We start from the raw sequence: 26,278 nt of genomic DNA on the forward strand, positions 1-26,278 counted from the left end.
TTGTGTACGACATCTATCATTGATAGCAGCTCGTTTCACGGGCGCTGCCTTTGAGGGCGTGAACCCTCGCCCCAACACAGGACGACGACATGTCTTCCAATCCATCACCGGAATACATCGATCCCGCCAATGTGGCGATGCTTAGGGAGGTTCTGAGAACCGCAGGCTTCAGAGGTGTTGAAGCCGAAGCCGGTTCGGACGCCAAGCACACGGCCGCAGTCTTCCTGAATTCGGAGTTCCGGAACGGCAACAGGACAAGGGAAGCTTTGCTGCGCGCCCTGGAGCGCCGGGGAAAAGGGGTCGCCTATGATCTTCGGGCTGGAAAGTTGCCGAAGGACCGAGCCATCGATCGATGGCAGGATGAGGGTGGCCGTTGATGGCCATCTCCTTCCCGAATTCGGCGCGAAGTTATGACGAAACAAATCGACGCGTTCGTTTTCTCGGGCATGACGGCATGTTCGAGGTTCGATTTTTCGTGTCCGCCGACGTTCTGGCCGGCGAATTGTCTCAGCGAACCGCAAGTGTAGACGACTATCTTGCTTCGTTCGACGCGTTGCGGCCCAGAATTCAGAAGGTTGCGGAAAAAGCTTACGCAAAAACGCGCAACAGCATGATCGTCCTGGATCTCGAAAACTTCAGGTGAATGCCTCGTATTCAAAGGATATCGTCATGCAGTATCCGATCCCTCCGCACGAAATAGGCCAACCCGGAAAAGACAAAGTCTGGTACGTCAGCGAATTCGCCCAGCGATTTCGCCTCGATAAAGTGGAAGAAAATCGCCTGCGGAAGTTGCTCGGACCGATCGCCAAGGAGATCGACCTGCTCAAAAACGCCGGCAGATATTGATGACGGAGCAGATCCGCCAACGACAGGCGATTGCGCAAGCATTAGCGATGTGCGGCACGCAACGGTCAGGAGAGGAACGGGATGTTTATCTCGATCCTCCTCCATCGGTCTCCTGCAATCAGGGCGCTCTAACCCCAACCGGGCGCCTTGAGGCGACATAACCTCTGCTGCCATCCATCAGCACGCGGGTATAGGGATGCGCGACGGTGTCCGCGAGCAGCTGCGCCTTGGTCGCGACTTCCACGAAGCCTCCGTTCTGCATGATGGCGACCCGATCGCAGAGATGAGCGACGACCCCCAGGTCGTGGCTGACGAGGATATAGGTCAGCTTCTCCCGATCGCGCAGATCCTTGAGCAGGTTCAGGATTTCCGCCTGAATGGAGACGTCCAGAGCCGAGGTGGGTTCGTCGAGCAGCAGGATCCGCGGTTCCAGGATGAGTGCCCGGGCAATTGCCACGCGCTGCCGCTGTCCGCCGGAAAGCTGGTGCGGGAAGCGATAGCGGAAATTGAGGGGCAGTCCGACATCCTTGAGCGCCTTTTCGACGCGCTCCTGCCGGTTGTCCTTGCCGTGGATTTCGAGAGGCTCCAGCAAGGTTCGCCCGATCGTATGGCGGGGATGGATGGAGCCGAACGGATCCTGGAACACCATCTGTTGCTTGGCGAGCTGCGATATAGACCGCTTCTGGCCGATCGTCTCGTCATCGATGCGGATGGAGCCGGTCCATTGTCTGTTACGGCCGGCGAGCGCTCCAAGGACTGTGGATTTGCCACAGCCGCTTTCGCCGACCAGCCCGAATGTCTCGCCCTTCGCAACCTCGAAGGACACATCGTTGACGACACGGAGAAGGCTGTCGCCGTGGCCGTAGGAAACCGCAAGATGATCGACCTTGATCATGGTCATGGTTCAGTTCTCCAACCAGGCCGGATCGCGGCGCAGGACCTCAAGCCGATCGCGCGGATGGTCGAGGCTCGGCAGCGCGTTCAACAGGCCGCGGGTATAGGGATGCTGCGCGTCGTCCAGATCGGCGGCCGCGATCGTTTCCACGACACGACCCGCATACATGATGATGACGCGGTCGCAGAAGCTGCGCACCAGATTGAGATCGTGAGAGATGAAGATCAGCCCGAGGTTCCGCTCCGTCACCAGGTCGTCGAGGATCGACAGAACCTGCTGGCGCACGGTCACGTCCAGCGCCGAGGTGGGCTCATCGGCGATGATCAGTGACGGCGATGCGATCAGCATCATGGAAATCATGATGCGCTGCCCCATTCCGCCGGAAACCTCATGCGGATAAAGGTCGAAAACGCGCTGCGGATCGCGAATGTTGACGCGCTCCAGCATGGCCAGCGTCCGCTGCCGCGCTTCTTTCTTCGACACCCGCTCATGCAGGATGACGGTTTCCGCAATCTGCTCTCCGACGGTCATGACCGGATTGAGCGAATATTTCGGGTCCTGCAGGATCATCGAGATCCGCCGTCCGCGCACCGAAAGCATCTGCTCTTCGGGCACGGTCAGCAGGTTGATGTCTTCGAACTGCAGCCTGTCGGCCTTGACGACCGCTTGTGGCGGCTGCAGCCGCATGATCGCTCGCCCGACCGTGCTCTTGCCCGAGCCGGACTCGCCGATGATGCCGACTTTCTCGCGGCCGACGCTGAAGGAGACGTTGCGCACGGCGGTGACGACGCCGGACAGCGTCGGGAATTCCACCGACATGTTCTGAACGGTCAGGATGTTTTCAGGCGGTTTAAGCATTGCGGGGATCCAGTATGTCGCGCAGGCCGTCGCCGAAGAGATTGAACGCCAGGCTGACGACGAGGATTGCAAGGCCCGGAATCGTCGTCAGCCACCACGCATCGAGAAGATACTTGCGTCCGGCGGCCGCCATCGCACCCCATTCGGCCATGGGTGGCTGGGCGCCGAGGCCGAGGAAGCCGAGGCCGGCGGCGGTGAGGATGATGCTCGACATGTTGAGGGTCAGGCGGACGATGATGGACGGCGCACACAGTGGCACGATATGGCGAAGCAGAATGCGGCCCATGCGCGCGCCCTGCAGTTCTGCGGCGACCACGAAGTCGGCATTGCGGAACGTCAGCGTTTCCGCTCGCGCCAGCCGGGCGATCGGCGGCCATATGGTCAGTGCGATGGCGATCACCGCATTTTCGATGCCGGGCCCGAGCGCTGCCGAGAATGCCAGCGCCAGGACGAGGCTGGGGAAGGAGAGGAAGATATCGGTGACGCGCATCAGCACGACATCGACCCAGCCGCCGAGATAACCGGCGCTGGCGCCGATCACGAAGCCGATCGGAGCGACGATGACGGTCACCAGGATGCTGATGTAGAGCGTTGTGCGCGCCCCGTAGACGATGCGGGTGTAAACGTCGCGGCCGAACTCGTCGGTCCCGAACCAGTGGTTTGCCGAGGGCGCCTTGAGTGCCATCGTCAGGTCCTGGCCGTAGGGATCGTAGACCGTCAGCACGGGCGCCAGCGCGGCAATGATGACGAGGGCTATCACCACGGCGAAGCCTGCAAACGCCAGCGGGTTGGCAAGCAGGCTGAGCCAGGCCACATAGGCCTTGTGCAGTCTGGCCTGCCTCGTGGAGGTGAAGTCCTCGTTGATGAGCCAGTTGTGAAGGTCGGTGAAGTAACCGGATTTGGTCATGGAGCTACCGGGGTCCTGGGTCATCGGGTTCGGGGATCGATGAAGCGGTAGACGATATCCGACAGGAGGTTGATCGCGATCGAGATGATGCCGATCAGCAGCACACTGCCGAGAACCGCGTTCATGTCTGCGAAGAACAAGGCGGAGGTGAGATACTGGCCGAGGCCCGGCCAGGAGAATACCGTCTCGATGAGCACGGTGCCGTCGAGAAGTCCGCAATAGGCAAGCGCCACGACCGTGAGCAACTGGACGCGGATGTTGCGGAAGGCGTGGCGCCAGATGATCGGCCGCGTGCCGAGGCCCTTTGCGCGGGCCGTCAGGATATATTCCTGCCTGAGCTGTTCGAGCATGAAGCTGCGGCTCATGCGGCTGAGATAGGCCATGGCCGCATAACCGAGGATGAGCGCGGGCGCGATGACATGGTGGAGCGCGCTCCAGAAGACGTCCCATTCTCTGGCCAGAAGCGAGTCGATGATCAGCGAGTTCGTCGGCCCTTCGACAAGCCCCTCGTTATAGATGTCAATGCGGCCACCGGCGGGAATGACGCCGAGATTGGCGTAGCATATCAGGATCACCGTCGTGCCGATCCAGAAGATCGGCGTGGAATGCCCGAGCAGCCCGACGATGCGGGCGAGATGATCGACCCAGGTCCCTTTCCGCACGGCCGACAGGATGCCGAGGGGAACGCCGAACCCTGCGCCGATGATCGTCGCGAGCGTGGCGAGTTCCAGCGTCGCGGGGAATACCCGGGCGAGATCGCTCGCCACCTGGTTCTTGGTGACGTGCGACTGGCCGAAGTCCAGTCGCACGATATCGGCAAGATAGGAGCCGAACTGCACATAGAGGGGCCTGTCCAACCCCATCTCCTTGTAGACGCGATCATAGGTCGCCTGATCCGCCTGATCGCCGACCACGGCGATGACCGGGTCCGCCGGGATCATCCGGCCGACGACGAAGGTGATGATCAGAAGGCCAAGCAACGTCGTCGCGATCACCGCGAGCGACGTGGCAAGTTTACGCCCGGCGGACAGCAGCTTCCTGCTGGCCGCGCGTCGCGTTTCGATGGTCTGTGACATGCTCAATTGCGCAGTTCCTAGAAGAGGCGATCAATTGCCCTTGTTGACCGTGTCCCAGCGGGTCAGCCAGGTCGAGTGGCCGATATAGCCCTTCACCTCGTTGCGAACCGCCTTGGCGTCGGTGCGCAGGAACGAGGTGACCAGGGCCGGCGACGAAGCAAGATAGGCCTCGTTGATCTTGGTATAGAGTTCTGCGCGCTTCGACTGGTCGGTCTCGTGCGCGGCGGCGGTGACCATCTGCTGGATGTCCTTGGGAACATCCCAGGCCGTGCGCCAGGCATTCAGGCCGACGAGCTTGGCCTCGTCGGTATTGTTGGCGTTCGTCGCATAGGATTGCAGAACCGCATGCGGGTCGGGCAAACGGTCGCCCGAGCGGGCCGAAAAGATCTCGAACTGGCGGTTGCGGAACTTGCCGATATGATCGCCGCCCTGCAGGTCGAGCTTGATGCCGGCCTTGGCGGCATTGGCCTGAAGCGACTGGGCGACTTCGTATTCGGGCGTCACCGGCGTCGCGTAATAGACCTTGGAGAAGCCGTTCGGATAACCGGCCTCGGTGAGAAGCTGCTTGGCCTTTTCGATATCGAGCTTGTACGGGTTCTTGTCGATCGCGCCCGGCAGGCCGGCCGGCACGATCGTCTGCTGCTTGATGCCGTAATATTTCATGACAGTGCCCGCGAGGCCGTCATAGTCGATCAGGTAGCGGAACGCCTCGCGCACCTTCGGCTTCGAAAGAATTTCATCCTTCTGGTTCAGGGCCAGATAGTAGAAACCGAAGCCGGGGGTCTTCTGGATCGTCACCTTGCCGCCCGTCTCGAGTGCGCCGAGGTCGGTCGAGGAAAGCCGCGTCGCCACATCGGCGTCGCCGGCATCGATCTGCAGGCGCTGGGCGGACGATTCAGGGATGTGGCGCAGCAAAACGCGGCGCATCTTGGGTTCGCCCTGCCAGTAGTCCTTGAACGCATCGGCGATGATCAGCTCGTTGACGCGCCACGTCCGCAGCGTATAGGGGCCGGAGCCCGCGTCGGCGGTCTGCAGGAATTCCCTCCCCATATCGCCGCCCTTGTCCTTGTCGGCAAGGAACTTGCTGTCGAGGATCGAGGTGGAGAAACTCGCGAGCGAATAGAGGATGAGGTTTGAATTCCAGACCTCCGGGGTTTCGACAACGACGGTCGAACCGTCTGTCGCACGAATGAGCTTTTCGACGTTGTCAGCCGTAAATCCCCACTGGCGCAGGTCCGTCGACGGCGCGAGGCCGAGCTTCACCAGCCGGCGCAGCGACCATTCGACATCCTTTGCCGTCAACGGGTTGCCGGAGTGAAATTTGATGCCCGAGCGGATCTTGAACGTAAACGTCTTGCCATCCGGAGAAACCGTCCAGCTCTCGGCGATGCCCGGCTGCGGCTTGGAAATGTCGGCGGCGGGCAGGACGATCAGCCGCTCGTAGAGATTGGCGACGATCTCCGCGGCTTCCAGCTGGTTGATCTCGTTGGGGTCAAGCCCGCGCAGGGACGAGGTGTCCATGGCGACGACCAATTGATCCTTCGGTGTCGCCGCCAAAACGAGGCCTGGCGCACACAATGACAGGGCAGCAATGCTGGAAAGCAGAATGACGTGACGTCTGAGCATAAAAAATCCTCCTCCGGGCTCCTCAAATCGCATCGACGACAGATTTTCGTATCGACATAGATCTGAAGTCTGGTATATCAGATCCCACACTCTCACTGCCTCGTCAACGGATTTCGCGAAAAATGATTCCTGAGCCAACTGGAAGCCCACGGTCCGAAGCGTTTGCGAAGATCGATCCGAAATTTCAGATGACGGTGCGCGATCACGTTCACCGCACCCTGCGGGCCGCCATCCTCGCAGGACGGTTCGCGACGGGGGAGAAGGTCAACGAGCGCAGCCTCGCCGAGCAGTTCGGCGTCAGCACGACGCCGGTCAAGGAGGCCTTGCGCCAGCTTGAGACGGAGGGCCTGGTCGAGGCTCTGCCCCGGCGCGGCGTCATTATCCGGTTCGATATGAGCTGGGCGGAGGAGATGATTCTGGCCCGCGCCGCGCTCGAATCGATGATCGCGCACCTGGCCGCAAAGCGCATCGGCAAGCCGGCCGGCGCCGAGTTGACGGCAATAGCCGATCTGATGGCCAAGGCGACGTTGTCCGCGGATGCGGACAGCCTGATTTCCCTCAACGAGCAATTCCACGAACACATTCACCGCAGCTCCCGCTGCGGTTACCTGGCGAAATTGATTGAACGGCAGCAATTCTACGACGCCAGCATCCGCCGCGTCATCCACATGGATCCCGCCGAACGTCAGAAAGCGCTCGAAGAGCACACCGCCATCGCCAAGGCCATCGTCACGGGCGATGCGGATCTCGCCGAGCGGCAGATGCGCAACCACGTCGTCCGCTCCGGTGAAACCTATCTGAACATCGTTTTCGGCAACAAAAAGGATATCTGACGTGAATGACAGGTTGCAGACTGTAAGAAAGGCGCTGACCGGCATTTCGGGTGTTCCGGTGACGCCTTACCGGCAAGACGGGACTGTCGACGTCGAAAAGCTCGGCGCGCTGATCAAGCGCCTGGCGGTCGCCAAGGTGCACAACCTGATGGCGGCCGGCAATACCGGCGAGTTCTTCACGCTCACCATGGACGAAGTCCGCGTCGTGCATGCCGCCACGATCAAGGCCGCCGACGGCATGTCGCTGGTGAGCGCCGCCGTGGGTCGCTCGCTGACCGAAGCAAAGGCGCTTGCGAAGGACGCGATTGCCGAAGGTGCGGATGCGATCATGGGCCACCATCCGATGGACCCGTTCGCCGGGCCGTCCTACCAGGCCGCCTACTTCCTGGAACTGGCCGATTTCTGCAGCGTTCCGGTCATCGCCTATGTGCGCAGCGACAGCTTTTCGGTCGAGGATTTTCGCAAGCTCGCCCTGCATCCGAACATTGCCGGCATCAAGTTCGCCTCGTCGAACCTGATGCTGCTGGCGGACGTCATTCGAGCCACCCATGACGCTCCGGCGATCTGGGTCTGCGGTCTGGCCGAAGGCTGGGCGCCGGCATTCTACGCCATGGGCGCCAAGGGCTTCACGTCGGGTCTCGTCAACGTCTTCCCCGAGCGCTCGCACGCGATCCATCGCGCGCTGGAGGCCGGCAACTATGAGGCAGCGCGCGAACTGATCGACGGCATTGCCGGTTTCGAAATGCTGCGTACCAAATACAACAATGGCGCCAACGTGACGGTTGTGAAGGAAGCGCTCGGCATGCTCGGCACTGATGTCGGCCCGGTGCGCGTTCCGGGCGTCGTCGCCCTCAACGACGATGAGCGGCGGATTCTGCGCGGCATCGTCGATCGCGTCAAAACCGAAACGTTTGCCGCCTGAGGAGGAAACCAAGGTGCATATTACCGGAATAAAAACATACATGCAGCGCGTCGACGAGCGTCCTCGCCTGCTGCTCAAGATCGAGACCAGCGAAGGCATCTCCGGCTGGGGCGAATGCTACAATCACGGCCCCGACTTGGCGCTTCCGCCCCTTCTCGACTATCTTTTCCATCAGATCGAGGGCGAAGACCCGCGCCGCGTGGAGTTCCTCGTCCTCAAGCTCAACCAACAGTGCCGGTTTCCTCCCGGAGCCCTGGGCCTTGCCGCGATTTCCGCAATCGATCACGCATTGTGGGATATCGCCGGCAAGGCTGCGGGTCTGCCGGTCTACATGCTGCTTGGCGGCAATGTGCGTGATCGCGTCCGCGTCTATTGCGGCGTCTATACCGCACCCGATCCGCAGGACGCGCTCGATCAGACCCTCAAGCTCAATGCAGACTACGGCTATACCGCGTTCAAGCTGAGCCCCTATCGCCGCGATCTTCACAACAGCCGGTGGGGCGAACTGGTGAAGGAAACGGGCGATTATTTCGGCAAGATCCGCGAGATCACCCCTTCGCATTTCGAATTCGCCTTCGATTCGCACGCGAAGATCTACGAACCTTACCAGGCTGTCCAAATGGCGGCCGCGATCGCGCCCTATGATCCGCTTTTCTACGAGGAGCCGATCCGGCCCGAGCATATTCCGGCCTGGGCGGAGCTGAAGTCTAAGGTAACGGTGCCCTTGGCAACCGGCGAATCTCTCTACAATCGCTTCGAGTTCCTGTCGCTGCTGACGGCCCGGGGTGCGGACATCATCCAGCCGGACATCTGCGTCGTCGGCGGCGTCACCGAAATGCGCCGCATCGCAGCCATCGCCGAAGCGCATTACGTGACGATCGCGCCGCACAACCCGATGGGCCCGCTGGCAACCGCCGTGAACATCCATTTCTGCGCCGCCCAGCCGAACTTCAAGATCCTGGAGTTCAAACCGCATGTGCATGCGCCCTGGGCGCTCGACCCCTATATGCCGGTGGACGGATATATGAACCTGCGCCCGGATCGCCCGGGCTGGGGTCTCGAGATCGACGAAAAAGTGCTGGCCAAGGACGATTACATTCACTGGGAGCGGAAAATCACCCGCAAGCCGGACGGCTCGACCGCCTATCCGTGAATCATTGCCAGGTACGCCTGTCGATATCGCACGCACAGGCGCGTTCCTGTGCCGGGGAGGAGGGAGACTTCCTGGCCGGCCGGACGGCTGCCGTTGCGGCCGCGGAAGTTAAGGCACCAGGCTCCAGAAACCTCGCTTGTTGCCGTGTCGCGATTTCAGTCCCGCGACATAGGCGTCATGGGAATCGACGCCTGCGAAATCCTCGATGTGAGGGGCAAGCGATGCACATCTGACAAGATGCCGCGCCGCGTGCTTGTAGCGGCTGGATCGGGCGTTCTCGAGCGTGAAGTCGATCATGGAGCGCAGGATGATTGTCGCCGCGAGCGGATGTTTCTCTGCCAGAGTTTCTGCCGCCGGCGTCATCAACTCGTAGAGATCGCCGTCGAGTTCCGCCTTCCGCTTCAGCACGAGCTTGGCCGCCTCGGCCAGCGCTGGCCAGCGCAGGAAAAACGCGAGCGCCCGATGCACCTCCGGCAACGCCTGGGCAAAAGCGAATGCTTTTTCCTCGGCCTCCATGTCGTCGAAGTCCGGTAACCGGCGGATAAAGGCGCGCAGGTGCACGTCGTTCAGCGACTGCTCGAACCATTTCCATCGATCCGCCTGGGCTTCGTCCGCGCGCCCCAGGGCTTCGAGCACCTCGACGCGGGCGAGTTGCCACTCGATCGGAGCGTCGACACGGCTCCGGGTATCGACCGCGTCCAGCGTTTCGAGTGCCTCGGCGGCTCGTCCTGCGGAAAGGAGCCGGCGCGCGATGTCCGTCGCGACCAGGGGCATCTTGCGGCTCTTTTCCGGCTGCTGGGCGATATAGGCATCCACGTCGCCCTGGGCATCGGCGATCTCCTGCAGGGCGATGCGCACCGTCAGTTCCCGATGGCTTCCATAGACCTGATCTTCGTAGATCGGCCCCTGGCTACCCCAGCCGATGACCCGACGGTCGCCTTGGGCGACCTTGTCCTCGGGCTCCTTCGACCATTGCACGAACAGGGCCTTGAGCTGTTCAAGACCGTCCTTGCCGAGTGCCGGCGCCATGGCCGCAATCAGCGGATCATACTGGCCATGATCATTGTTTTGCAGCGCGGCGAAGATCTTGTCGGCAAGGGCGTCCTTCTCGACACGGGCCGACTTGGCGATCACGCCGGCGTCCACGCATGCCTGGTGGAAGCTTTCGATGATCGAGCTGCTTTCGTTGGCGGACCTCTGAAAGATGGGCTCGGCCAGCGCCAGAAGGTGCCAGGCGAGCTCCAGGGCTTCCTTCGGATCGTCGGGGGCGAGGACATCGACGATCGTCTTGCGCTGCGTCTCCAGGTCCGCCGTAACCGCCTTCACCTTGCGCCAGTTTATGACGGTTCGCGAACGGGTAATGCTCGCGAACCGCTTGCGCACTTCACGTGCGATCTCGGCGCCGCTGTGATTGCCGGCAAGCTCCATGCGAAGCCGTCGCTTGTTTGCGGCGCTGCCGGTGCTGATCTCGATGAGCAGTTCGGCGAGACGCGGCGCGCCGAGGGCCTCCAGGTTTTTGGCGTTGAGTGTTGTTGTCTTGGCTGCCATGGACTTCCGCTGTCGTTCATATCGGACATTAGCCTTGCGGCCGGATGGCGCAAGGTCCGGGGGATTATTCTCGGCGTACCGCCTCCAGCGGATCAAACTTTCCAAAAGATTACGAAATAGGCAAAAATTTTGTTTGCTTAAAAAGAGAACCATGCAATATTTGAATTGATATGGGTCAATGCTGCATTTTGCGCATTATGGGTCGGCGATGGAAATCAAGCAGCTCGAAGTGTTCCTCGCAGTCATGTCGGCAGGCAGCATCACCGCTGCCGCCCGGCTGCTCGATCGCTCACAGTCGCAGGTGACGCGCCTCATTCAGGAACTCGAATCCTCCGTCGGTTTCGCGCTTTTTGACCGCAACGGTCCCCGCATCACGCCGACATCGCGGGCAATCGCTTTTCATTCGGATGCCGAGCGTTTCCTGACCGGCATCGGCCAGCTCAAGGAGCGCGCCAGGAATATCCTTTCGGAAGAGCCGGCGCCGATCGAGATTGCTGCGATCCCGGCATTTGCCAGTGGATTGGTGCCGCTCGCGCTTGCGGAAATGCCGGCGGATCTCATTCCGCGGAACGTGCATCTGCGCAGCATTTCGGCCGAGGCGGCCGTCCAGTCGGTGCTCGCCCGCACCGCGGATTTCTGCGTCGCCTCGCTGCCGGTCGAACATCCGGGCCTTGAGGTGCACGGCCTGTTTCAAGCGCCTTGCGTTGCTGCGGTGGCGGCCGACGATCCTCTGGCGGGCAAGGACGTCATCTCGGTTCGCGACCTGGCTGATCGCTGCCTCATCACCATGGCCAATCCCTTCCGGCTGCGTCGCCGCGTCAATCAGGCGCTGCAGATGGCCGATGTTCGGCCCTCGCGCGTCGTCGACACCAATGCGGCGCTGAATGCGCTGCAGCTTGCCTCCACCGGTTTCGGGGTTTCCATAGTGGAACCCGCGACGGCCTATGGCCTGCAGCTCAAGAACGTCGAGATCCGCCCGCTCGATGTCGATATCCCATTTCTCTGGGGCATTTTCTCGGCCGCTTCCAAGCCACTTTCGGAAGGGGTTCTGGAGCTCATCCAGCTGATCATCAGGATTTCGGCCGCCCGCATACCGGGCTTCGTGGCGCATGATCCCGGCCATATCGAACGCGTGGCGGATGCGACTTTCGGCGCCGGCGCGAACGCACAGGAGCAGTGATTTTGAAGGCGCAGGACGCACAGCGGATGAAAGGCCTGGAAGCGCTTGAACAGCGGCTTGCCGAGGACCTGTCGTTTCTCGAGCTCCCTCCCAAGGAGTGGGTGCCGGCGACCGAATATGATGGTGTCGAAGTTTTCGATACCGTCTTAATCGGCGCCGGCATGTGCGGCCTGGTCGCGACCGCCTCGCTGAAAATGCTGGGCATCCATAACGTTGTCTGCCTGGACCGTTCTCCCGCAGGGCAGGAGGGGCCGTGGGTGACGTTCGCGCGCATGGAAACGCTGCGCTCTCCCAAACAGCTGCCGGGGCCGGCGCTCGGCCTGCCGGCGCTGACATTCAGGGCATGGTATGTTTCGCAGTTCGGCGCGCCGGCATGGGACGCGCTCGGCAAGATCCCCAAATCGCAGTGGATGGACTACCTGATCTGGTACCGCCGCGTGCTTCAGCTGCCGGTCCGTAATCTCGTCACCGTCACCGAGATGATCCCGGTCAGCCAAGACCTGATCGCCCTCGACGTTTCGGATGCGCAAAGCGGCAGGCAGGAACGGCTTTATGCCCGGCACGTGGTTCTGGCGACCGGCCGCGACGGCCTCGGCGGCGGTTACGTGCCGGAATTTGTCGAGCGCGTGCGGCAAAAATTCTGGGCCCATTCCGCCGACGAGATCGATTTCTCGGCCCTGAAGGGCAAGCGCGTCGCGGTCGTCGGGGCAGGGGCTTCCGCCATGGACAATGCGGCAACCGCGCTCGAAGCGGGTGCCGGCCAGGTCGATATCATCATCCGGCGCAAGGAGCTGCCGCGCATCAACAAGTTCACCGGCATCGCCAGCCAGGGCGTCGTCCAGGGTTTTGCCGGTCTCAGCGATGCGTGGAAATGGAAATTCCTCGACTATGTGCTCGACGCCCAGACGCCGCCGCCGCGCGATTCCACTCTGCGGGTGTCGCAACATCAAAACAGCCGGTTTTTCCTCGGCACGGCGGTGACCGGCCTGCGGGAAAGCGGCGACCATATCGTCGTCGAAACCAGCCGCGGTGATGTCGACTATGATTTCGCGATCTTCGCCACCGGCTTCCGGGTCGATCTCGATCGCCGCCCCGAACTCAAGCATTTCGCGCCCTATATCCAGTTCTGGAGCGACGTCTTCACGCCCGAAAAGGGCATGGAAAATGGCGAGCTCGCCACGTCTCCCTATCTCGGCCCCGATTTCGAGTTTCTCGAAAAGCTCCCCGGCAGCTGCCCGTCACTGCGTCTCGTCCATTGCTTCAACTATCCGGCCTCGCTCAGCCACGGCAAGTTGTCGGGTGATATACCGGCGGTCAGCGACGGCGGGCGTCGGCTTGCGCGCGGCATCGCCCGCAATCTCTTCGTCGCCGACCGCGAAACCCATTTCGCCAACCTTGTCGCCTTCGAAACGCCGGAACTGCTCGGCGACGAGTGGACGGATTCCGCAGCACTGATCCCGGCCATCCTCAAGGGAGCGGCCGAATGACGAGCGTCATCCTCTATCGCACGAGGTGCTGGCCGTGACCCGCTATCTCGCCGGCAAGCTGGCAGAATCGCTGCTCGCCATTTGGGGCGTGGTTACGATCGTTTTTTTCGTGAGCCGCGTTCTCGGCGACCCGGCCGTGCTCCTGCTGCCGGTTGGCGCCGGCCAGCAGGACCTCGACGCGCTTCGGGCCTCGCTTGGCCTCGATCGCCCGATCCTCGAACAATATCTCATCTCCGTTCTGGCCATGGTCCGGGGCGATTTCGGGATATCGTTTCAGCACCAGCGCCCTGCCATGGATGTCGTTCTCGAACGCATGCCGGTAACCGCCACGCTCGCCGGTACCGCGCTTTTGTTCGGAACGTTGATCGGAGCGGTGGCCGGTGCCATTGCGGCGCTGAAACGCGGCACCATCTCGGAGTTCATCGTCATGGTGGCGGCTCTCCTGGGTCAGGCGACACCGGTTTTCTGGCTCGGTATCATGCTGATCCTGGTATTTTCGGTCGATCTCGGGTGGTTCCCGACGGGCGGCTCCGGAACGATCGCGCATCTGGTGCTGCCGGGACTGACGCTGTCGGTCTTCGTGTCGGCCTCGATCGCCCGTCTGCTCCGCTCGTCGCTGCTCGACATCATGCGTGAGGACTATGTTCGGACCGCGCGGGCCAAAGGCCTGCTGCCGCGCACCGTGTTCTTCTGGCACATCGCGCGAAACGCGCTGATCCCGGTGATTACGATGATCGGCATCATCGCCGGCGAGCTTCTCGGGGGATCGGTGGTCATCGAAACCGTGTTCGCCTGGCCGGGCGTCGGGCGCATCATCATGCAGGCGATCCAGGCCCAGGATTTCCCGGTCATCCAGGCGGGGGTCGCACTGGTCGCCGCCATCTTCATCGTCGTCAACTTAGCGGTCGATCTGCTCTATGGCGTGCTCGATCCGCGCATCCGTCGGCGATAGGTGCGGCCATGAAAGCTTTCTTCCTCGCCCTCCTGAAAAGCCGCGCCGGACTGTTCGGTTTCCTGCTGGTGTCGGTCTTCGTGCTGGCCGCAATTCTCGCCCCCTATCTCGGCCTGCCGGTGCCGACGCGGTCCAACCTGCTTGCCCGCATGGCTGCTCCCACCTGGACGGGATTGTTTTCTCCCGGCGCCCATCCGCTCGGCACCGACGAACTCGGCCGCGATATCCTGTCCCGTATCGTCCATGGCAGCCGGATCACGCTGGCGATCGCGGCTGCGGCCGTCGTTCTCGGCGGCATCGTCGGCACGCTGCTCGGCATTGTCGCCGGTTATTACCGCGGCATGGTCGATCGCGTCCTGATGCGCATTGTCGATATCCAGCTCGCCTTGCCGCTGATGCTTCTGGCCCTTCTGGTCGTTGCGGCGCTCGGACCCTCGACCCGCAACCTCGTTATCGTGCTCGCCTTGACGAGCTGGCTCCGCTACGCCCGCATCATCCGTGGCCAGGTGCTGGCCCTTCGCGAACGCGAGTTCATCCTGTCGGCCCATGCGATCGGTGCGGGGACCTGGCGCATCATGCTCAAGCACCTGCTGCCGAACGTCATGACCCCGGCGCTGGTGATCGCCACGCTGGAACTTGCCCGCATCATCATCATGGACGCGGCGCTTTCGTTTCTCGGCCTCGGCGTCCAGCCGCCCAATCCGAGCTGGGGCCGCATGCTGGCTGACGGCCGCGTCTATATCTCGACTGCCTGGTGGATCGTCACCTTCCCCGGCATTGCCATTCTCCTGACTGTGCTCAGCGTCAACCTTCTGGGCGACTGGCTGCGCGAGCACTTCGATCCAAAATTGAGGACCATGCGATGAACCAGCTTTCCCGTTCCACGTTACCGCCCCGCGTCGGACGCCTGAAGGCCGGAATGGCCAGGCAGGGCGTCGATGTCATCGTCTCCTTCAAACCGGAAAACAGCTTCTATTTCACCGGCTTCAACCCGATCATCTATTCCCACCCGGTGATCGCCATCCTGACCCCGGACCATGACCCGATCATGCTCGTGCATGCGCTGCGCGACGATCACGGCCGCGCCAGCGCCTGGGTGCCGGATATCCGCCTTTACGGTTCCTGGTCGACCAAGGTCACGATGGGTCCGAACTGGCAGGATGCGCTGGCCTCGATCCTTGGCGATCTCGGCGTGGCGGGCAAGACCGTCGGCATCGAGGAGGAATTCATCTCGATCCAGCGGGCCGGCCAGTTGCGCAAGGCGCTGCCGGACGCGGCATTCGCCGATGTCAGCCATCTGATCGACCATTGCCGCCTGATCAAGGACCCGGACGAGATCGCCAATGCCCGCATCGCCGCGCGGGCGGCCGATCTTGGCATGGACACGGCGGTCGCAGTCCTTGCCGCCGGTGGCAACGAGCGGGAAGTCGCCATCGCCTCCATGCATGCGATGAACAAGCTGTGGACCGCCGAATATCCCGATGTCGAGGTCTGCGACTTCGGTTCGCTGGAAGGCGGGGTCCAGAACGGCATGGCGACCTGGGTGCTTTCGGGGCCGCGCATGTTCTACAATTGCGACAACCCCACCCAGCGCAAGCCTCAGCGCGGCGAGGCCGTCTCGGTGCTGATCTGGACGATCGCCAACGGCATCCACGCCGAAAACGAGCGCACCATCGCGATGGGCCCGTTGCCGGAAGTCAACAAGCGGGCGCTCGACGCCATTCTCGAAATCCGCGAAGAGGTCGATGCCCTGATCAGGCCCGGCACGCCCTACAAGGACCTGTTCGAAAAGACCCGCGAGGGCCTGAAGGCGCGTGGTTACGGTGCCAATATCCCGGGCCGTATCGGCCACGGGATCGGCCTTGGCGCGCACGAACATTCCTCGCTCGACGCGTCGTCTTCGCTGGTGCTCGAACCGGGCATGATCTTCACCTTCGAGCCCAATATCCGCGTTCCCGGCGTCTGCGCGACGCAGATCTCCGACACCGTTCTCGTCACCGAGACCGGCCGCGAGTATCTGACCCGCTCGGCCGGCGGTTATCTGGAGGTCTGAGCGTCCGATGGCACCCTTGCTCGAGGTCCGCAATCTTACCGTCGCGTTCGACACGCCTGATGGCACCGTGCATGCCGTCAACGACGTGTCCTACAGCCTGGAAGAGGGCGAGACGCTCGGCATCGTCGGCGAATCCGGCTCGGGCAAGAGCGTCCATGCTCTGTCGATGGTCGGGCTGATCGCGGCGCCGCCCGGCCGCATCGTCCGCGGCGAAGTCCTGTTCAACGGTCGCGACCTGCTGGCGCTGTCGCAACGCGAACTGTTCGAAGTGCGCGGCAAGGAAATCGGCTTCGTCTTCCAGGATCCGATGACCTCGCTCAATCCGGTCCTGACCATCGAGCGGCAGATCGCCGAGCCGCTGCGGCGGCATTTCGGAATGTCGGCAAGCCAGGCGCGGGCGCGCGTCGTCGAACTTCTCGAACTTGTCGGCATCCCCGATGCCGCCCGCCGCGCCAAACAATATCCGCACGAGTTTTCCGGCGGCATGCGCCAGCGCGTGATGATCGCGATCGGCATTTCGTGCAATCCGAAGCTGCTGATCGCCGACGAGGCGACCACGGCGCTCGACGTCACCGTCCAGGCGCAGATCCTCGATCTGGTGCGCGATCTCAAGAAGAAGATCGGCACCACCGTCATCTGGATCACCCATGACATGGGCGTCGTCGCCGGCCTCGCCGATACGGTTCAGGTCATGTATGGCGGCCGGATCATGGAGCGCGGCCCGGTCCGCGCCGTGTTCCACGATCCCCGCAACGCCTATACCTGGGGCCTTCTGAAGTCGCTGCCGCATGGCGGCCGTCGAGGCGTGACCCGGCTTTACCAGATCCCCGGCAATCCGCCGGACCTGACCAAGGCGCCGATCGGCGATCCTTTCGCGCCACGCAATCCGTTCGCGACCGAGCGTTGCCGCATCGAGACGCCGCCGCTTGGCGACGTCGAGGGCAGCGTTCCAGGCCACCAGGTCGCCGCATGGTACGATCTTCGCGCCAAGCTGGCCGCGATGGAGGCGCAGCCATGAGCGAGAGCAACATGAAGCCGCTGGTTTCGGTCCAGAACCTCTGCAAGACCTATGGCGGCGAGAAGCGTTTGTTCGGCGGTTCGACGCAGGCCCTGAGGGCCGTCAACAATGTCAGCTTCGAGATCGCCCCCGGCGAGACGCTCGGCCTTGTCGGCGAATCCGGCTCGGGCAAGAGCACGACCGGGCGTGTGCTGCTGCAGCTCGAGGCGCCGACCAGCGGCGACATCCTCTACAAGGGCGAGAATATCACCGGCCTGAGCAAGGCGATGCTGAAGCCTTACCGGCGCGACATGCAGGTCATCTTCCAGGATCCCTATGCCTCGCTCAATCCGCGCATGACGGTGGGCGAATTTGTCGGCGAACCGCTGGAGGTCCATAGGCTGGGCGGTTCGCGCCGCGAGCGTGAGGATCGGGTCGCCTCGCTGTTTACCAAAGTCGGCCTCGATCCGTCCTTCATGAAGCGTTATCCGCACGAGTTTTCGGGCGGCCAGCGCCAGCGCGTCAATATTGCGCGGGCGATCGCGCTCAATCCCGCCTTCATCGTGGCCGACGAGCCGATCACCGCACTCGACGTGTCGATCCAGGCGCAGATCGTCAACCTGTTCCAGGATCTGCAGGACGAGCTAGGATTGACCTACCTGTTCATCGCCCACGACCTGTCGATGATCCGCTATCTCTGCCACCGGGTGGCGGTCATGCTGCGCGGGCGCATCGTCGAAATCGGCCCCTGCGATGCGATTTTCGAAAACCCGCAGCATGCCTATACGAAAGCGCTGCTTTCAGCGATCCCGGTTCCCGACCCGGATATCGAACGCAACCGCCGGCCGCTCGTCTTCGACGTCGGCGCCAACCTGCCGCGGGAGGAAGCCGTTCTGCGGCCCGTCGGCAACCGTCATTTCGTACTGGAGGCTTGAGAAAATGACGCATCTGTTCGCAACCCATTTCGGCACTTACGAAGTCGGCACGGATGCGAACGGGAAGCGCAAGCTCCTACCGTTCCGCCACGATCCGGACCCTTCGGAAATGGGTCTCGGTTACCTGGATCTGGCCGCCCATCCGGAGCGCATCCGCGCCCCGATGGTCCGCAAGTCCTGGCTGGAAAATGGGCCTCTTGCCGGAACCGGCGTTTCGCGCGGCCGCGAGGATTTCGTCGAGATAAGCTGGGACAAGGCTGCAGGCCTGATCGCCGGCGAGCTTCGGCGCGTGCGCGAGATCCACGGCAACCAGGCGATCTTCGGCGGCTCATACGGTTGGGCCAGCGCCGGCCGTTTCCACCATGCGCAAAGCCAGCTCAAGCGCCTGCTCAATCTCGCCGGCGGCTTCACCTCTTCCGTCAACAGCTATTCCTATGGCGCCGCGGCCGTCCTTCTGCCGCATATCCTCGGTCCGGATTACAAGGATGCCTGCGATACCTCGCCGTCCTGGAACGACATTGCCGAAGGCTGTCAGCTCGTGATCGGGTTCGGCGGCTTCCGGCTGAGCAACGCGCAGGTGGAGTCGGGAGGGACCGGCAGCCACCGCGCCGTCGAATGGCTGCGGCGCTGCCAGGACAAGGGTGTGCGCATTGTCGTGTTCAGTCCCGCGTCGAGCGATGCCCCCTCGGGTCCGAACGTCCGGCATGTTCCGCTCCGCCCGAATACGGATGCCGCGGTGATGCTTGGCATGTGCCATACGCTGCTCGCCCAAGGCCTGTTCGACTGCGACTTCCTGAAACGCTGCACGACCGGTTATTGCGATTTCGAGAGCTATCTGGTCGGCGAGACGGACGGCATCGCCAAGGATGCCGAATGGGCCTCGGCGATTTCCGGCGTGCCGGCGAAAACCATCGTCGAGATTGCCGAAGACCTGCATGACGTGCCGAGCCTGGTTAACGTCGCCTGGTCGCTGCAACGGGCGCGGCGCGGCGAACAGCCATTCTGGGCTGCGATCACGCTCGCCTCGATGGCGGGTCATGTCGGCAAGCGCGGCTGCGGTTTCGCCTTCGGGCTGACAGCCGTCAATTCCGTCGGCCAGCCGGTGCGGCGCCTGAAAGGGCCGGCATTCGAACAAGGCCGCAACCCGGTCCGCAACTTCATTCCGGTGGCGCGGATCACCGATCTGCTCGAAAATCCGGGCGGTCGGATCGACTACGACGGACAGGTTCTCGAACTGCCGGATATCCGGCTCGTCTGGTGGGCAGGCGGCAATCCCTTCCACCATCATCAGGATCTCAACCGGCTGGCCGAGGCTTTCCGACGCCCCGAGACCGTGATTGTCACCGAGAACATGTGGACGGCCACCGCCAAGATGGCGGACATCGTCCTTCCGTCGGCGTTTCCCTTCGAGCGCGACGATGTCGCGGCGGCGTCGCGCGAGAACTGGCTGGTCTACAGCCGTCGTGTGATGGATCCGCCGGCCGGTGTCTTGACCGATCACGAAGCCTATTGCCTGATCGCCGAGGAACTCGGTTGCCGCCAGCAGTTCGACGAGGGGCTGACGACCGACGACTGGCTTGCCCGGATCTACGAAGGTTATCGCGAGCGTTATCCGGAATTGCCGGATTTCCAGGCGTTTCGCATCCGGGGTTATGCCGCGCTCGATGAAGGCGAGCTTGCGCCGTCGCCCGCGAACCATTTTCGGGATTTCGTCAGAGACCCGGATGCAGCCCCGCTGAAAACTGCGAGCGGGAGGATCGAAATCGGGTCGAGTGCCGTCCGCGGCTTCGGTTATTCCGACATCGCCGGCCATCCCGTCTGGCTGGCGCCGGAGGAGTGGCTTGGCGCACCGCTTTCGGCGAAACATCCGTTCCATCTCCTGTCTCCGCAGCCCGCCCACCGCCTGCACGGCCAGCTTGAATACGGTCCGGCGAGCCAGGCAGCCAAGCTCGACGGCTACGAGCGGTTCACACTGAGCGAAATCGACGCCAGGCGTCTTACCCTGAAACAGGACGACCTTTGCGAGCTTTACAACGACCGCGGTCGAACGATCGCGGCGCTGACGATCGACGGTGGCCTGATGCCCGGCGTTGCCGTGCTTGCGACCGGCGGCTGGTTCCGTCCCGATGTGCAGGGTGTCGACCACGGCGGCAACCCGAACACGCTGACGGCGATCACACCCGCCTCGCATCTGTCGCAGGCGACCGCCCCCAATTCATGCCTGATTTCGATCCGTCCATGGACCGGATCGGCAGGTGGAACCTATGATGGGAATGAGTGACTTGGACCAGATCGACATCCTATCCGGCTTGAAGCCGGGCTCCGAGCTCTACGCGATCCGCCGTGAGCGACCGGAATTCGTGGAGGGTACCGAACTCTGCCGCGAAACGGTGCTGACCCCAAATCATGGCTTTGGCCTCAGCCATGCTCTGCGCGCAGCACTCGCCTCTCGCATGGCCCGCTTCATCGGCCGCGAGGACCTGGCAGCGGTCTACGACCTGATGCTGGACGATGCCGGCAGCGATCCGGACCTAGCCTCCATCGCCTCCTGCGCGGAAATCGCGGCGGCCACCGATGCCTTTACCAGTGCCATCATCCGCCACGCCGATCTCGTCACCCGGACGCCGCGCAACAGCAGCAGGGCGGATATCGAGCGCCTCGAAAAGGCGGGCCTCAGCAATCCGCAGATCATCGCGCTGTCCGAGCTGATTGCTTTCGTCAACTACGAGGCCCGCGTCCTTGTTGGCCTGAGCCTTCTGGAGGAGGTCGAATGAGCACGGCGCGTTTCAAGGTCAAGGCGCTCTCCTGGTCGCCCTATATCGAGCCGGTCGACGTTGCCACGGCGAGCGAGGAACAGCTGGCTGCCATGCAGGTGACCCCGTCCAATACCAAGGTTTCCGCCTATGTGCGCACGCTCGCGCATGATCCGGAATCCTACGTGGCCCGCACGAAACTGTTCAACGCCATCATGTATGCCAAGGGCGGCCTCGACCGGGCCGAGCGGGAACTCGGCGCGCTCGTCGCCTCCGCCGTCAATCGCTGCGTCTACTGCGCCTCGGTCCATGCTCGCCGTTACGTCGAACTGTCGGGCCGCGAGGATGTCGTCGAGGAGATTTATGTGCGCGGCCTCGAAGGTCCGTTCGATGCCAGGACCCAGGCGATCGTCGATTTCTGCAAGGCGCTGTCCGAGACGCCGTCGCAGGCCACCAAGGAGCAGGTACAGGCCCTTCGCGATCATGGCATGTCGAAGGCCGAGATCGTCGATCTCATCCACGCCGCCGCCATTTTCGGCTGGGCGAACCGGCTGATGCACACGCTTGGTCATTCCGTACCTGTCGAAGCCAAATGAACGGAGGGGAGGAAACAGCATGACCGCCAACTCACCGGACAAGCCGATCGTCGCTCCCAGCAGGCGAGCGATCGAAACGTTCTGCAATCCTTGCAAATTCGATCCGCTTATACTCAAGGACGTAAAATAGAGGAAAAGCGTCTCTTGAGAACGCAGTGTAAACCCATGAAAAACCAACGGGAATTAATCAGAAGGGAATGGACGTGACCAGAAAATCAATCTCCGCGGCAATCGCCGCACTTTCGCTCGGCGCCACGATCTCGACCTCGGCGCTTGCACAGGACAAGACGCTGACCATTGCGATCACGAACACGATCAACACGTTCGATCCGCATATGACGGCATCCGTCGGCACCGACCTCAGCCTGCTCAGCCACATCTATCCGTCGCTGGTTCTGCGCAGCCCCGACATGAAGATCGCTCCGGCTCTTGCAACCGAATGGACGAGCGTCGACGATCTGACCTGGCGCATCAAGCTGCGGTCGGACGCCACGTTCAACGACGGCGAGAAGATCGATGCCGAAGTGGTCAAATGGAATTTTGACCGCGTGCGCGACCCGGCCGTCAATGCCCGCATCAAGGCTTGGTTCACGCTGATCTCCGACGTCAAGGTCATCAGCCCGACCGAGATCGAGATCAAAACGAGTTCGCCCTATCCGGCGATGATCGGCCAGCTGTCGATGTTCTTCCTGCTGCCGCCGAAATGGACCGCCGAGCACAAGCCGGCGACCGAGACCGCGTCGGGCGGCGCCTATGTCATCTCCTCCGTCAAGCCGGGCGAGAGCATCACGCTCGACGCCAATCCGCAATATTGGGGTGCGAAGCCGGACTTCAGCAAGGTCGTCGTCCGTATCATTCCGGATGCCGCCAGCCGTGTCGCCGCGCTGCTTGCGGGCGAGGTCGATTTCATCAACTCGATCCCGACCACGGAAATTACCCGGATCAAGACGAGCGGCAGCGCCCAGGCTGGCGCGGTGCCGAGCACCCGCACCGCGTTCATCAAGTTCAACACGCTGAAGCCGCCGCTCGACAACAAACTGCTTCGCCAGGCGCTGAATTACGCCGTCGACAAGGAAGGCATCGTCAAGGCGATCTTCAACGACCAGGCCGAGATCGCCAAGTGCCAGGTGACATCGAAGAGCTATTTCGGCTTCAACGCCGATCTGAAGCCCTACGCCTATGATCCGGAAAAGGCGGCCGAACTTTTGAAGAAGGCAGGCGGTGCGCCGGCCGAGCCGATCGAAATCGAAGTGCCGACCGGCATTTACCTGAACGGCGAGGAAGTCGTCCAGGCGGTCGCCAGCCAGCTGGAAGAGATCGGCGTCAAGACCAAGATCGTCGAGATGCAGTTCAGCGCCTATATGGACAAATATCTGAAGACCAAGGATCTCGGCCGCATGAGCCTGCTCAGCCAGGCCTGGCCGACGATCGATGCCGATGGTCTTCTGACCCTGTTCGCGCCGGGCAACATGTATGCCTATTGGGAGAATGCCGATTTCGGAAAAGCCCTGGCGGACGGCCGCTCGACCATGGATGTGGCCAAGCGCCAGGCCGCCTACAAGAAGGCGACCGAGGTGATGTGCGACGAGGCGCCGGCGCTCTTCCTCTATACCCAGCCCGCCACTTACGGCCTGTCCAAGCGTATCACCTGGACCGCTCGGGGCGACGACTGGGTCCGCGCTTTCGACATGAAGCCTGCGGCCAACTGAGCCCAAGACGCCAAATGTCGCCATCCCGCTTCACGCCGAGGCGGGATGGTCTTCCATTGGCCCATGACAGTTGTCGAATCCAGCATCGGCCGGACGATCCACGATCGGCAGAAGCACGCACTCAGACGCCATATCAGCAGGATAGGATAGTCCCATGCCGACAGTGACATTCAACAACGCCACCTTCGCCTACGACGACATCGGCAATCCCGATGCCGAGACGATCATTGCGCTACATGGCGGGCGCGGCATCGGCGATCGCCACGGAGAGTTCAACGCCTACAAGGTCCTGTCGGACAAATACCGTGTCATCGCCTATGATCAGCGCGGGTGCGGGGAAACGAGCCTGACGCCGCCCTACACGTTCGAGCAGCTGGCGGATGACGTCGAAGCCTTTCGCGTGAACCTGTGCGGCGGCCGCAAGATCATCCTCGAGGGTGGCTCGTTCGGCGGCATGATCGCGCTGACCTATGCCGTGAAATATGGCCAGAACCTGTCGCGGTTGATCCTGCGCGGCACCGCCGCCAGCTATCACCACGAAGACGATGCCATGGTGGTGTTCAAGCAGCGCATCCACAAGGCGACGAGCGCCTCGCTCGACATGCTCGACAAGATGTTCTCCGACAGGGTCAAGGACGATACCGAACTGCGCCTGATCTGGCTGGCACTGCAGCCGCTCTATTTCGAAAAATTCGACCCGGATGCCGCACTGGAGCGCACCCGCACCATGCATCTGCATGCCGAGACCCACAACGCGCTGTTCAAGGAACGCCTCTACGACCTGCGCGACAAGCTGAAAGACATCCCGGTTCCGACGCTGGTCGTCTGCGGGGCGGAAGACTGGATCTGCCCGCCGAACCATTCGCGCCTGATCGCCGAAAGCATCCCCGGGGGCGAGCTTCTCGAAGTGCCGAACGCAAACCACGCGGTCCATGTCGAAGCGCCCGAGGTCGTGATCGCCGCGATCCGTGAATTTTTGGCGCGCACGTCGAACTGAAGTTCGGTGGCGCGCGCGATCCGCACTCTCACGGGCAACTCGGTCTCGACGGTCGGTAGCCGACTTGTTCAGGCGGCATCGACGACGCTCGCCGACAGGTTCTTTGCGGCCTCTTCGTCCCCGTGTAAACGAGAAAATCACACGCCGCGCATCGCGACGCATGCCGCGGCGGCTAAATTTCGTGAGGAAGCGGCGGTCTGATGACCGCGTGCTCAGAGAAACCGCAATTGTAGGCCAGAAGACGGGAAAACATCGCCGAAGATCCGGGTCCGCGTCCCCATGTTTGCCTCTCGCACAACATTTTTTAACATAAAAGAGTACAACCGCATCACCGACGGCCTATTCTCCGGTGCGCTGCGTCGTCCTTCGGCGTCGTGAGAAAGGTTGAAATGTGCACATGATCCGGGTTTTGGCGTGACTGGCCGACTGTTGGCGAGCGTTCCCCGCCGAGCGAAACCATGATGGTCCGTGACGAGTTCTGTCCGTATGGCGGACGACAGATTGCAAATTCCGCATCATCGCCGTATTGGCAGCCCCCGGTCTGACCTTCAGGCCGCGGCGGCAAAATGACGGATAGCGGAATATATCCTGCTGTCGGTCAATTCGTTTCCCTTTCTTCCAACAGTCGCGACCCGGGACGCGGCTCTCTCCCATAAGGTCAGTCAGTGCACGAACAGCCCTCGTCACCCCATGTCAGCAAGCGCGTTGTCGTGCATTTTCCGGGCTTCGAGCCATTGGACGCCGCCCATCACTACGCTCGATACAAACGAACCGCCGAAAAGACCGCTGGACTGTGGGACTTCCCGATCGAGGTCGGCAGGCTTCATATGAACGGCACGAGCAGTTTTTTCGATGTGGACTCCGGAGCCAACAAGGATACCGAAACCCGGATCCATATGCTCGAGCACGACCGCCTTGTGCGGCAATTGTCCAGCCGTCCCGTTTCCGTGCGGCTCGTTCAAGGGTTTCGCAGCGCGATGACCGTCGTGCTTGAAGGTGCCGCCGTAGCCTATTTTCGTCACGCCTGGCGTTTTGGACTGTTTTTCGTCTTCCCGTTTCTGCTTGTCACGTTCGCCTTGATTGCCAGTCTTGCGATCGCCTCGGTGCCCTTCTGGCTCGCACTTGATTCCTGGTACTATCCGTTCAGTCTTTTGCTGGGCTACAGCTTTTTCTTCCGTCTGTTTCTCCCATGGTCCAGCCGGTTGCACACCTTGCATCTGTTCTCCGATTGGGAATTGGCCGTGGCCGTCGCGCGCCTTGGCGGGGCGTCGCCCATGTCGGACCTGCAACGTTCCGTTGCGCACTGGCTCGATGAATGCGTCGAGTTGATAGGAGCGGCTCTCGACGGGGAAGCCGACGAATACGTCATCACGTCCCATAGCATGGGCACAAGCATGGCCGCCCACGCTCTCGGGATCTTTTTGACGAGGGAGCCCGAGAGGCTCAGCGGGAAGCGCGTGGTCTTCGTCACGCTCGGCAGCGCGATCCTCCAATGCGCCACATTTGGCAGCGCCAACACACTTCGCCATCGCGTAGGTCTCATCGCTCAGTCAAAGGATATTTCCTGGCTCGATGTCCAGTGCCTGTCGGACGCGATCAATTTCTATAAATGCCCGGTCGTGGCCCTGTGCGGTTTTCCGCAGGCGCCTCAACCCAAGATCATTTTCATCCGATTGAAGAACATGCTGTCAGCGGAACGTTACTCCCGAATAAAGCGTGATTTCCTGCGGGTTCATCGCCAGTATGTTCTGGGATCGGACAAGCGCGTCGATTTTGATTTCACGCTTCTCACGGCAGGACCGGACCCGGCGGCAAGCTATCCGGTCGCGGTTGACCGAAGGTAGCGGCCGGACCTCAGGGCCGGCCGCCTGGGATTTCATCGAGGCAACTAAAGCATGTCTCGATCCTTCGGATTCGCTCGACATGCTTTAGGTCTTTGTTTTACGCATGCCGTT

Annotated in this window: 25 protein-coding genes; 19 read left to right on the plus strand and 6 right to left on the minus strand. The window is 62.1% G+C overall.

What is annotated here, in order from left to right; genetic code table 11:
• The first annotated feature begins 89 nt into the window (after positions 1-89).
• Genes PMI07_RS09075 through PMI07_RS35305 form a run of 3 tightly spaced genes read left to right on the plus strand, consistent with a single transcriptional unit; the run spans position 90 to position 846 of the window.
• On the plus strand, positions 90-377 hold the full coding sequence (locus PMI07_RS09075; protein WP_007761331.1) for a hypothetical protein: 288 nt from the start codon (positions 90-92) through the stop codon (positions 375-377).
• Positions 377-643, plus strand: a complete 267-nt coding sequence (locus PMI07_RS09080) for a DUF1488 domain-containing protein (protein ID WP_007761334.1) — start codon at positions 377-379, stop codon at positions 641-643. The genes PMI07_RS09075 and PMI07_RS09080 overlap by 1 nt, the downstream gene beginning before the upstream one ends.
• 26 nt (positions 644-669) lie before the next feature.
• A complete protein-coding gene (locus tag PMI07_RS35305) occupies positions 670-846 on the plus strand; it encodes a hypothetical protein (RefSeq protein WP_007761336.1) in 177 nt (58 codons plus the stop codon).
• A 118-nt stretch (positions 847-964) separates the two neighbouring features.
• Here the strand turns inward: PMI07_RS35305 and PMI07_RS09090 are convergent, their stop codons facing one another.
• From PMI07_RS09090 to PMI07_RS09110, 5 genes are read right to left on the minus strand one after another with little or no spacing between them, the layout of a single operon-like run.
• Positions 965-1,741 carry an ABC transporter ATP-binding protein gene (locus PMI07_RS09090; RefSeq protein WP_197032506.1) on the minus strand — a complete coding sequence of 259 codons (777 nt, stop codon included), beginning with the start codon at positions 1,739-1,741 and terminating at the stop codon, positions 965-967.
• A 9-nt stretch (positions 1,742-1,750) separates the two neighbouring features.
• A complete protein-coding gene (locus tag PMI07_RS09095) occupies positions 1,751-2,599 on the minus strand; it encodes an ABC transporter ATP-binding protein (protein ID WP_007761342.1) in 849 nt (282 codons plus the stop codon).
• Positions 2,592-3,506, minus strand: a complete 915-nt coding sequence (locus PMI07_RS09100) for an ABC transporter permease (protein ID WP_037086087.1) — start codon at positions 3,504-3,506, stop codon at positions 2,592-2,594. Before PMI07_RS09100 ends, PMI07_RS09095 begins: the two co-directional genes overlap by 8 nt.
• Before the next feature lie 20 nt (positions 3,507-3,526).
• The gene (locus tag PMI07_RS09105; RefSeq protein WP_007761349.1) at positions 3,527-4,582 is read right to left on the minus strand and encodes an ABC transporter permease; all 1,056 of its coding nucleotides are present in this window, start codon (positions 4,580-4,582) and stop codon (positions 3,527-3,529) included.
• A 30-nt stretch (positions 4,583-4,612) separates the two neighbouring features.
• Positions 4,613-6,208, minus strand: a complete 1,596-nt coding sequence (locus PMI07_RS09110; protein ID WP_007761352.1) for an ABC transporter substrate-binding protein — start codon at positions 6,206-6,208, stop codon at positions 4,613-4,615.
• 188 nt (positions 6,209-6,396) lie between these two features.
• Between PMI07_RS09110 and PMI07_RS09115 the strand changes: the two genes are divergently transcribed.
• The 3 genes from PMI07_RS09115 to PMI07_RS09125 are packed head-to-tail and all read left to right on the plus strand — an operon-like array spanning position 6,397 to position 9,116.
• Positions 6,397-7,041, plus strand: a complete 645-nt coding sequence (locus PMI07_RS09115; RefSeq protein WP_245277116.1) for a GntR family transcriptional regulator — start codon at positions 6,397-6,399, stop codon at positions 7,039-7,041.
• Positions 7,042-7,054: 13 nt separating this feature from the next.
• The gene (locus PMI07_RS09120) at positions 7,055-7,963 is read left to right on the plus strand and encodes a dihydrodipicolinate synthase family protein (RefSeq protein ID WP_037086486.1); all 909 of its coding nucleotides are present in this window, start codon (positions 7,055-7,057) and stop codon (positions 7,961-7,963) included.
• Between the two features lie 13 nt (positions 7,964-7,976).
• A complete protein-coding gene (locus PMI07_RS09125; RefSeq protein ID WP_007761369.1) occupies positions 7,977-9,116 on the plus strand; it encodes a mandelate racemase/muconate lactonizing enzyme family protein in 1,140 nt (379 codons plus the stop codon).
• Positions 9,117-9,224: 108 nt separating this feature from the next.
• On the opposite strand, the gene PMI07_RS09130 is transcribed toward PMI07_RS09125, so the two are convergent.
• Positions 9,225-10,664 carry a DUF6880 family protein gene (locus PMI07_RS09130; RefSeq protein WP_007761370.1) on the minus strand — a complete coding sequence of 480 codons (1,440 nt, stop codon included), beginning with the start codon at positions 10,662-10,664 and terminating at the stop codon, positions 9,225-9,227.
• Positions 10,665-10,872: 208 nt separating this feature from the next.
• On the opposite strand from PMI07_RS09130, the gene PMI07_RS09135 reads away from it, so the two are divergent.
• From PMI07_RS09135 to PMI07_RS09195, 13 genes are all read left to right on the plus strand, one after another.
• Positions 10,873-11,844, plus strand: coding sequence for a LysR family transcriptional regulator (locus PMI07_RS09135; protein WP_037086488.1), 972 nt, complete (start codon positions 10,873-10,875; stop codon positions 11,842-11,844).
• 26 nt (positions 11,845-11,870) lie between these two features.
• Positions 11,871-13,331 carry an NAD(P)/FAD-dependent oxidoreductase gene (locus tag PMI07_RS09140; RefSeq protein ID WP_037086489.1) on the plus strand — a complete coding sequence of 487 codons (1,461 nt, stop codon included), beginning with the start codon at positions 11,871-11,873 and terminating at the stop codon, positions 13,329-13,331.
• 34 nt (positions 13,332-13,365) lie between these two features.
• On the plus strand, positions 13,366-14,283 hold the full coding sequence (locus PMI07_RS09145) for an ABC transporter permease (protein ID WP_007761373.1): 918 nt from the start codon (positions 13,366-13,368) through the stop codon (positions 14,281-14,283).
• An 8-nt stretch (positions 14,284-14,291) separates the two neighbouring features.
• Positions 14,292-15,149 (plus strand): ABC transporter permease, encoded by an 858-nt coding sequence (locus tag PMI07_RS09150; protein WP_007761374.1) that lies wholly within the window; start codon positions 14,292-14,294, stop codon positions 15,147-15,149.
• Positions 15,146-16,336: a Xaa-Pro peptidase family protein gene (locus PMI07_RS09155; RefSeq protein WP_024163686.1), complete on the plus strand. Its 1,191-nt coding sequence runs from the start codon at positions 15,146-15,148 to the stop codon at positions 16,334-16,336. Before PMI07_RS09150 ends, PMI07_RS09155 begins: the two co-directional genes overlap by 4 nt.
• A gap of 7 nt (positions 16,337-16,343) precedes the next feature.
• Positions 16,344-17,354 carry an ABC transporter ATP-binding protein gene (locus PMI07_RS09160; protein ID WP_007757929.1) on the plus strand — a complete coding sequence of 337 codons (1,011 nt, stop codon included), beginning with the start codon at positions 16,344-16,346 and terminating at the stop codon, positions 17,352-17,354.
• Complete coding sequence (locus PMI07_RS09165; RefSeq protein WP_007757928.1) at positions 17,351-18,268, plus strand: ATP-binding cassette domain-containing protein; 918 nt, start codon at positions 17,351-17,353, stop codon at positions 18,266-18,268. Before PMI07_RS09160 ends, PMI07_RS09165 begins: the two co-directional genes overlap by 4 nt.
• Positions 18,269-18,272: 4 nt before the next feature.
• Positions 18,273-20,549 carry a molybdopterin-dependent oxidoreductase gene (locus PMI07_RS09170; RefSeq protein WP_007757927.1) on the plus strand — a complete coding sequence of 759 codons (2,277 nt, stop codon included), beginning with the start codon at positions 18,273-18,275 and terminating at the stop codon, positions 20,547-20,549.
• Positions 20,542-21,042 (plus strand): hypothetical protein, encoded by a 501-nt coding sequence (locus tag PMI07_RS09175; RefSeq protein WP_037086092.1) that lies wholly within the window; start codon positions 20,542-20,544, stop codon positions 21,040-21,042. The genes PMI07_RS09170 and PMI07_RS09175 overlap by 8 nt, the downstream gene beginning before the upstream one ends.
• Entirely contained in the window at positions 21,039-21,617 is a 579-nt protein-coding gene (locus PMI07_RS09180; protein WP_007757925.1) for a peroxidase-related enzyme, read from the plus strand. Before PMI07_RS09175 ends, PMI07_RS09180 begins: the two co-directional genes overlap by 4 nt.
• Before the next feature lie 203 nt (positions 21,618-21,820).
• Positions 21,821-23,326, plus strand: a complete 1,506-nt coding sequence (locus PMI07_RS09185) for an ABC transporter substrate-binding protein (protein WP_007757923.1) — start codon at positions 21,821-21,823, stop codon at positions 23,324-23,326.
• Positions 23,327-23,480: 154 nt separating this feature from the next.
• Complete coding sequence (locus PMI07_RS09190; protein WP_007757922.1) at positions 23,481-24,323, plus strand: alpha/beta hydrolase; 843 nt, start codon at positions 23,481-23,483, stop codon at positions 24,321-24,323.
• Between the two features lie 665 nt (positions 24,324-24,988).
• Complete coding sequence (locus PMI07_RS09195; protein ID WP_007757921.1) at positions 24,989-26,167, plus strand: hypothetical protein; 1,179 nt, start codon at positions 24,989-24,991, stop codon at positions 26,165-26,167.
• Positions 26,168-26,278 lie beyond the last annotated feature (111 nt).

It is taken from the genome of Rhizobium sp. CF080, from assembly GCF_000282095.2.
GTDB lineage: Bacteria > Pseudomonadota > Alphaproteobacteria > Rhizobiales > Rhizobiaceae > Neorhizobium.

What these genes read in the sequence shown, in the direction of transcription:
- PMI07_RS09075 (WP_007761331.1), top strand. Translation starts at nt 90, where the DNA reads ATGTCTTCCAATCCATCACCGGAATACATCGATCCCGCCAATGTGGCG.
- PMI07_RS09080 (WP_007761334.1), top strand. Translation starts at nt 377, where the DNA reads ATGGCCATCTCCTTCCCGAATTCGGCGCGAAGTTATGACGAAACAAAT.
- PMI07_RS35305 (WP_007761336.1), top strand. Translation starts at nt 670, where the DNA reads ATGCAGTATCCGATCCCTCCGCACGAAATAGGCCAACCCGGAAAAGAC.
- PMI07_RS09090 (WP_197032506.1), bottom strand. Translation starts at nt 1,741, where the DNA reads ATGATCAAGGTCGATCATCTTGCGGTTTCCTACGGCCACGGCGACAGC.
- PMI07_RS09095 (WP_007761342.1), bottom strand. Translation starts at nt 2,599, where the DNA reads ATGCTTAAACCGCCTGAAAACATCCTGACCGTTCAGAACATGTCGGTG.
- PMI07_RS09100 (WP_037086087.1), bottom strand. Translation starts at nt 3,506, where the DNA reads ATGACCAAATCCGGTTACTTCACCGACCTTCACAACTGGCTCATCAAC.
- PMI07_RS09105 (WP_007761349.1), bottom strand. Translation starts at nt 4,582, where the DNA reads ATGTCACAGACCATCGAAACGCGACGCGCGGCCAGCAGGAAGCTGCTG.
- PMI07_RS09110 (WP_007761352.1), bottom strand. Translation starts at nt 6,208, where the DNA reads ATGCTCAGACGTCACGTCATTCTGCTTTCCAGCATTGCTGCCCTGTCA.
- PMI07_RS09115 (WP_245277116.1), top strand. Translation starts at nt 6,397, where the DNA reads ATGACGGTGCGCGATCACGTTCACCGCACCCTGCGGGCCGCCATCCTC.
- PMI07_RS09130 (WP_007761370.1), bottom strand. Translation starts at nt 10,664, where the DNA reads ATGGCAGCCAAGACAACAACACTCAACGCCAAAAACCTGGAGGCCCTC.
- PMI07_RS09135 (WP_037086488.1), top strand. Translation starts at nt 10,873, where the DNA reads ATGGAAATCAAGCAGCTCGAAGTGTTCCTCGCAGTCATGTCGGCAGGC.
- PMI07_RS09140 (WP_037086489.1), top strand. Translation starts at nt 11,871, where the DNA reads ATGAAAGGCCTGGAAGCGCTTGAACAGCGGCTTGCCGAGGACCTGTCG.
- PMI07_RS09150 (WP_007761374.1), top strand. Translation starts at nt 14,292, where the DNA reads ATGAAAGCTTTCTTCCTCGCCCTCCTGAAAAGCCGCGCCGGACTGTTC.
- PMI07_RS09155 (WP_024163686.1), top strand. Translation starts at nt 15,146, where the DNA reads ATGAACCAGCTTTCCCGTTCCACGTTACCGCCCCGCGTCGGACGCCTG.
- PMI07_RS09160 (WP_007757929.1), top strand. Translation starts at nt 16,344, where the DNA reads ATGGCACCCTTGCTCGAGGTCCGCAATCTTACCGTCGCGTTCGACACG.
- PMI07_RS09165 (WP_007757928.1), top strand. Translation starts at nt 17,351, where the DNA reads ATGAGCGAGAGCAACATGAAGCCGCTGGTTTCGGTCCAGAACCTCTGC.
- PMI07_RS09170 (WP_007757927.1), top strand. Translation starts at nt 18,273, where the DNA reads ATGACGCATCTGTTCGCAACCCATTTCGGCACTTACGAAGTCGGCACG.
- PMI07_RS09175 (WP_037086092.1), top strand. Translation starts at nt 20,542, where the DNA reads ATGAGTGACTTGGACCAGATCGACATCCTATCCGGCTTGAAGCCGGGC.
- PMI07_RS09180 (WP_007757925.1), top strand. Translation starts at nt 21,039, where the DNA reads ATGAGCACGGCGCGTTTCAAGGTCAAGGCGCTCTCCTGGTCGCCCTAT.
- PMI07_RS09190 (WP_007757922.1), top strand. Translation starts at nt 23,481, where the DNA reads ATGCCGACAGTGACATTCAACAACGCCACCTTCGCCTACGACGACATC.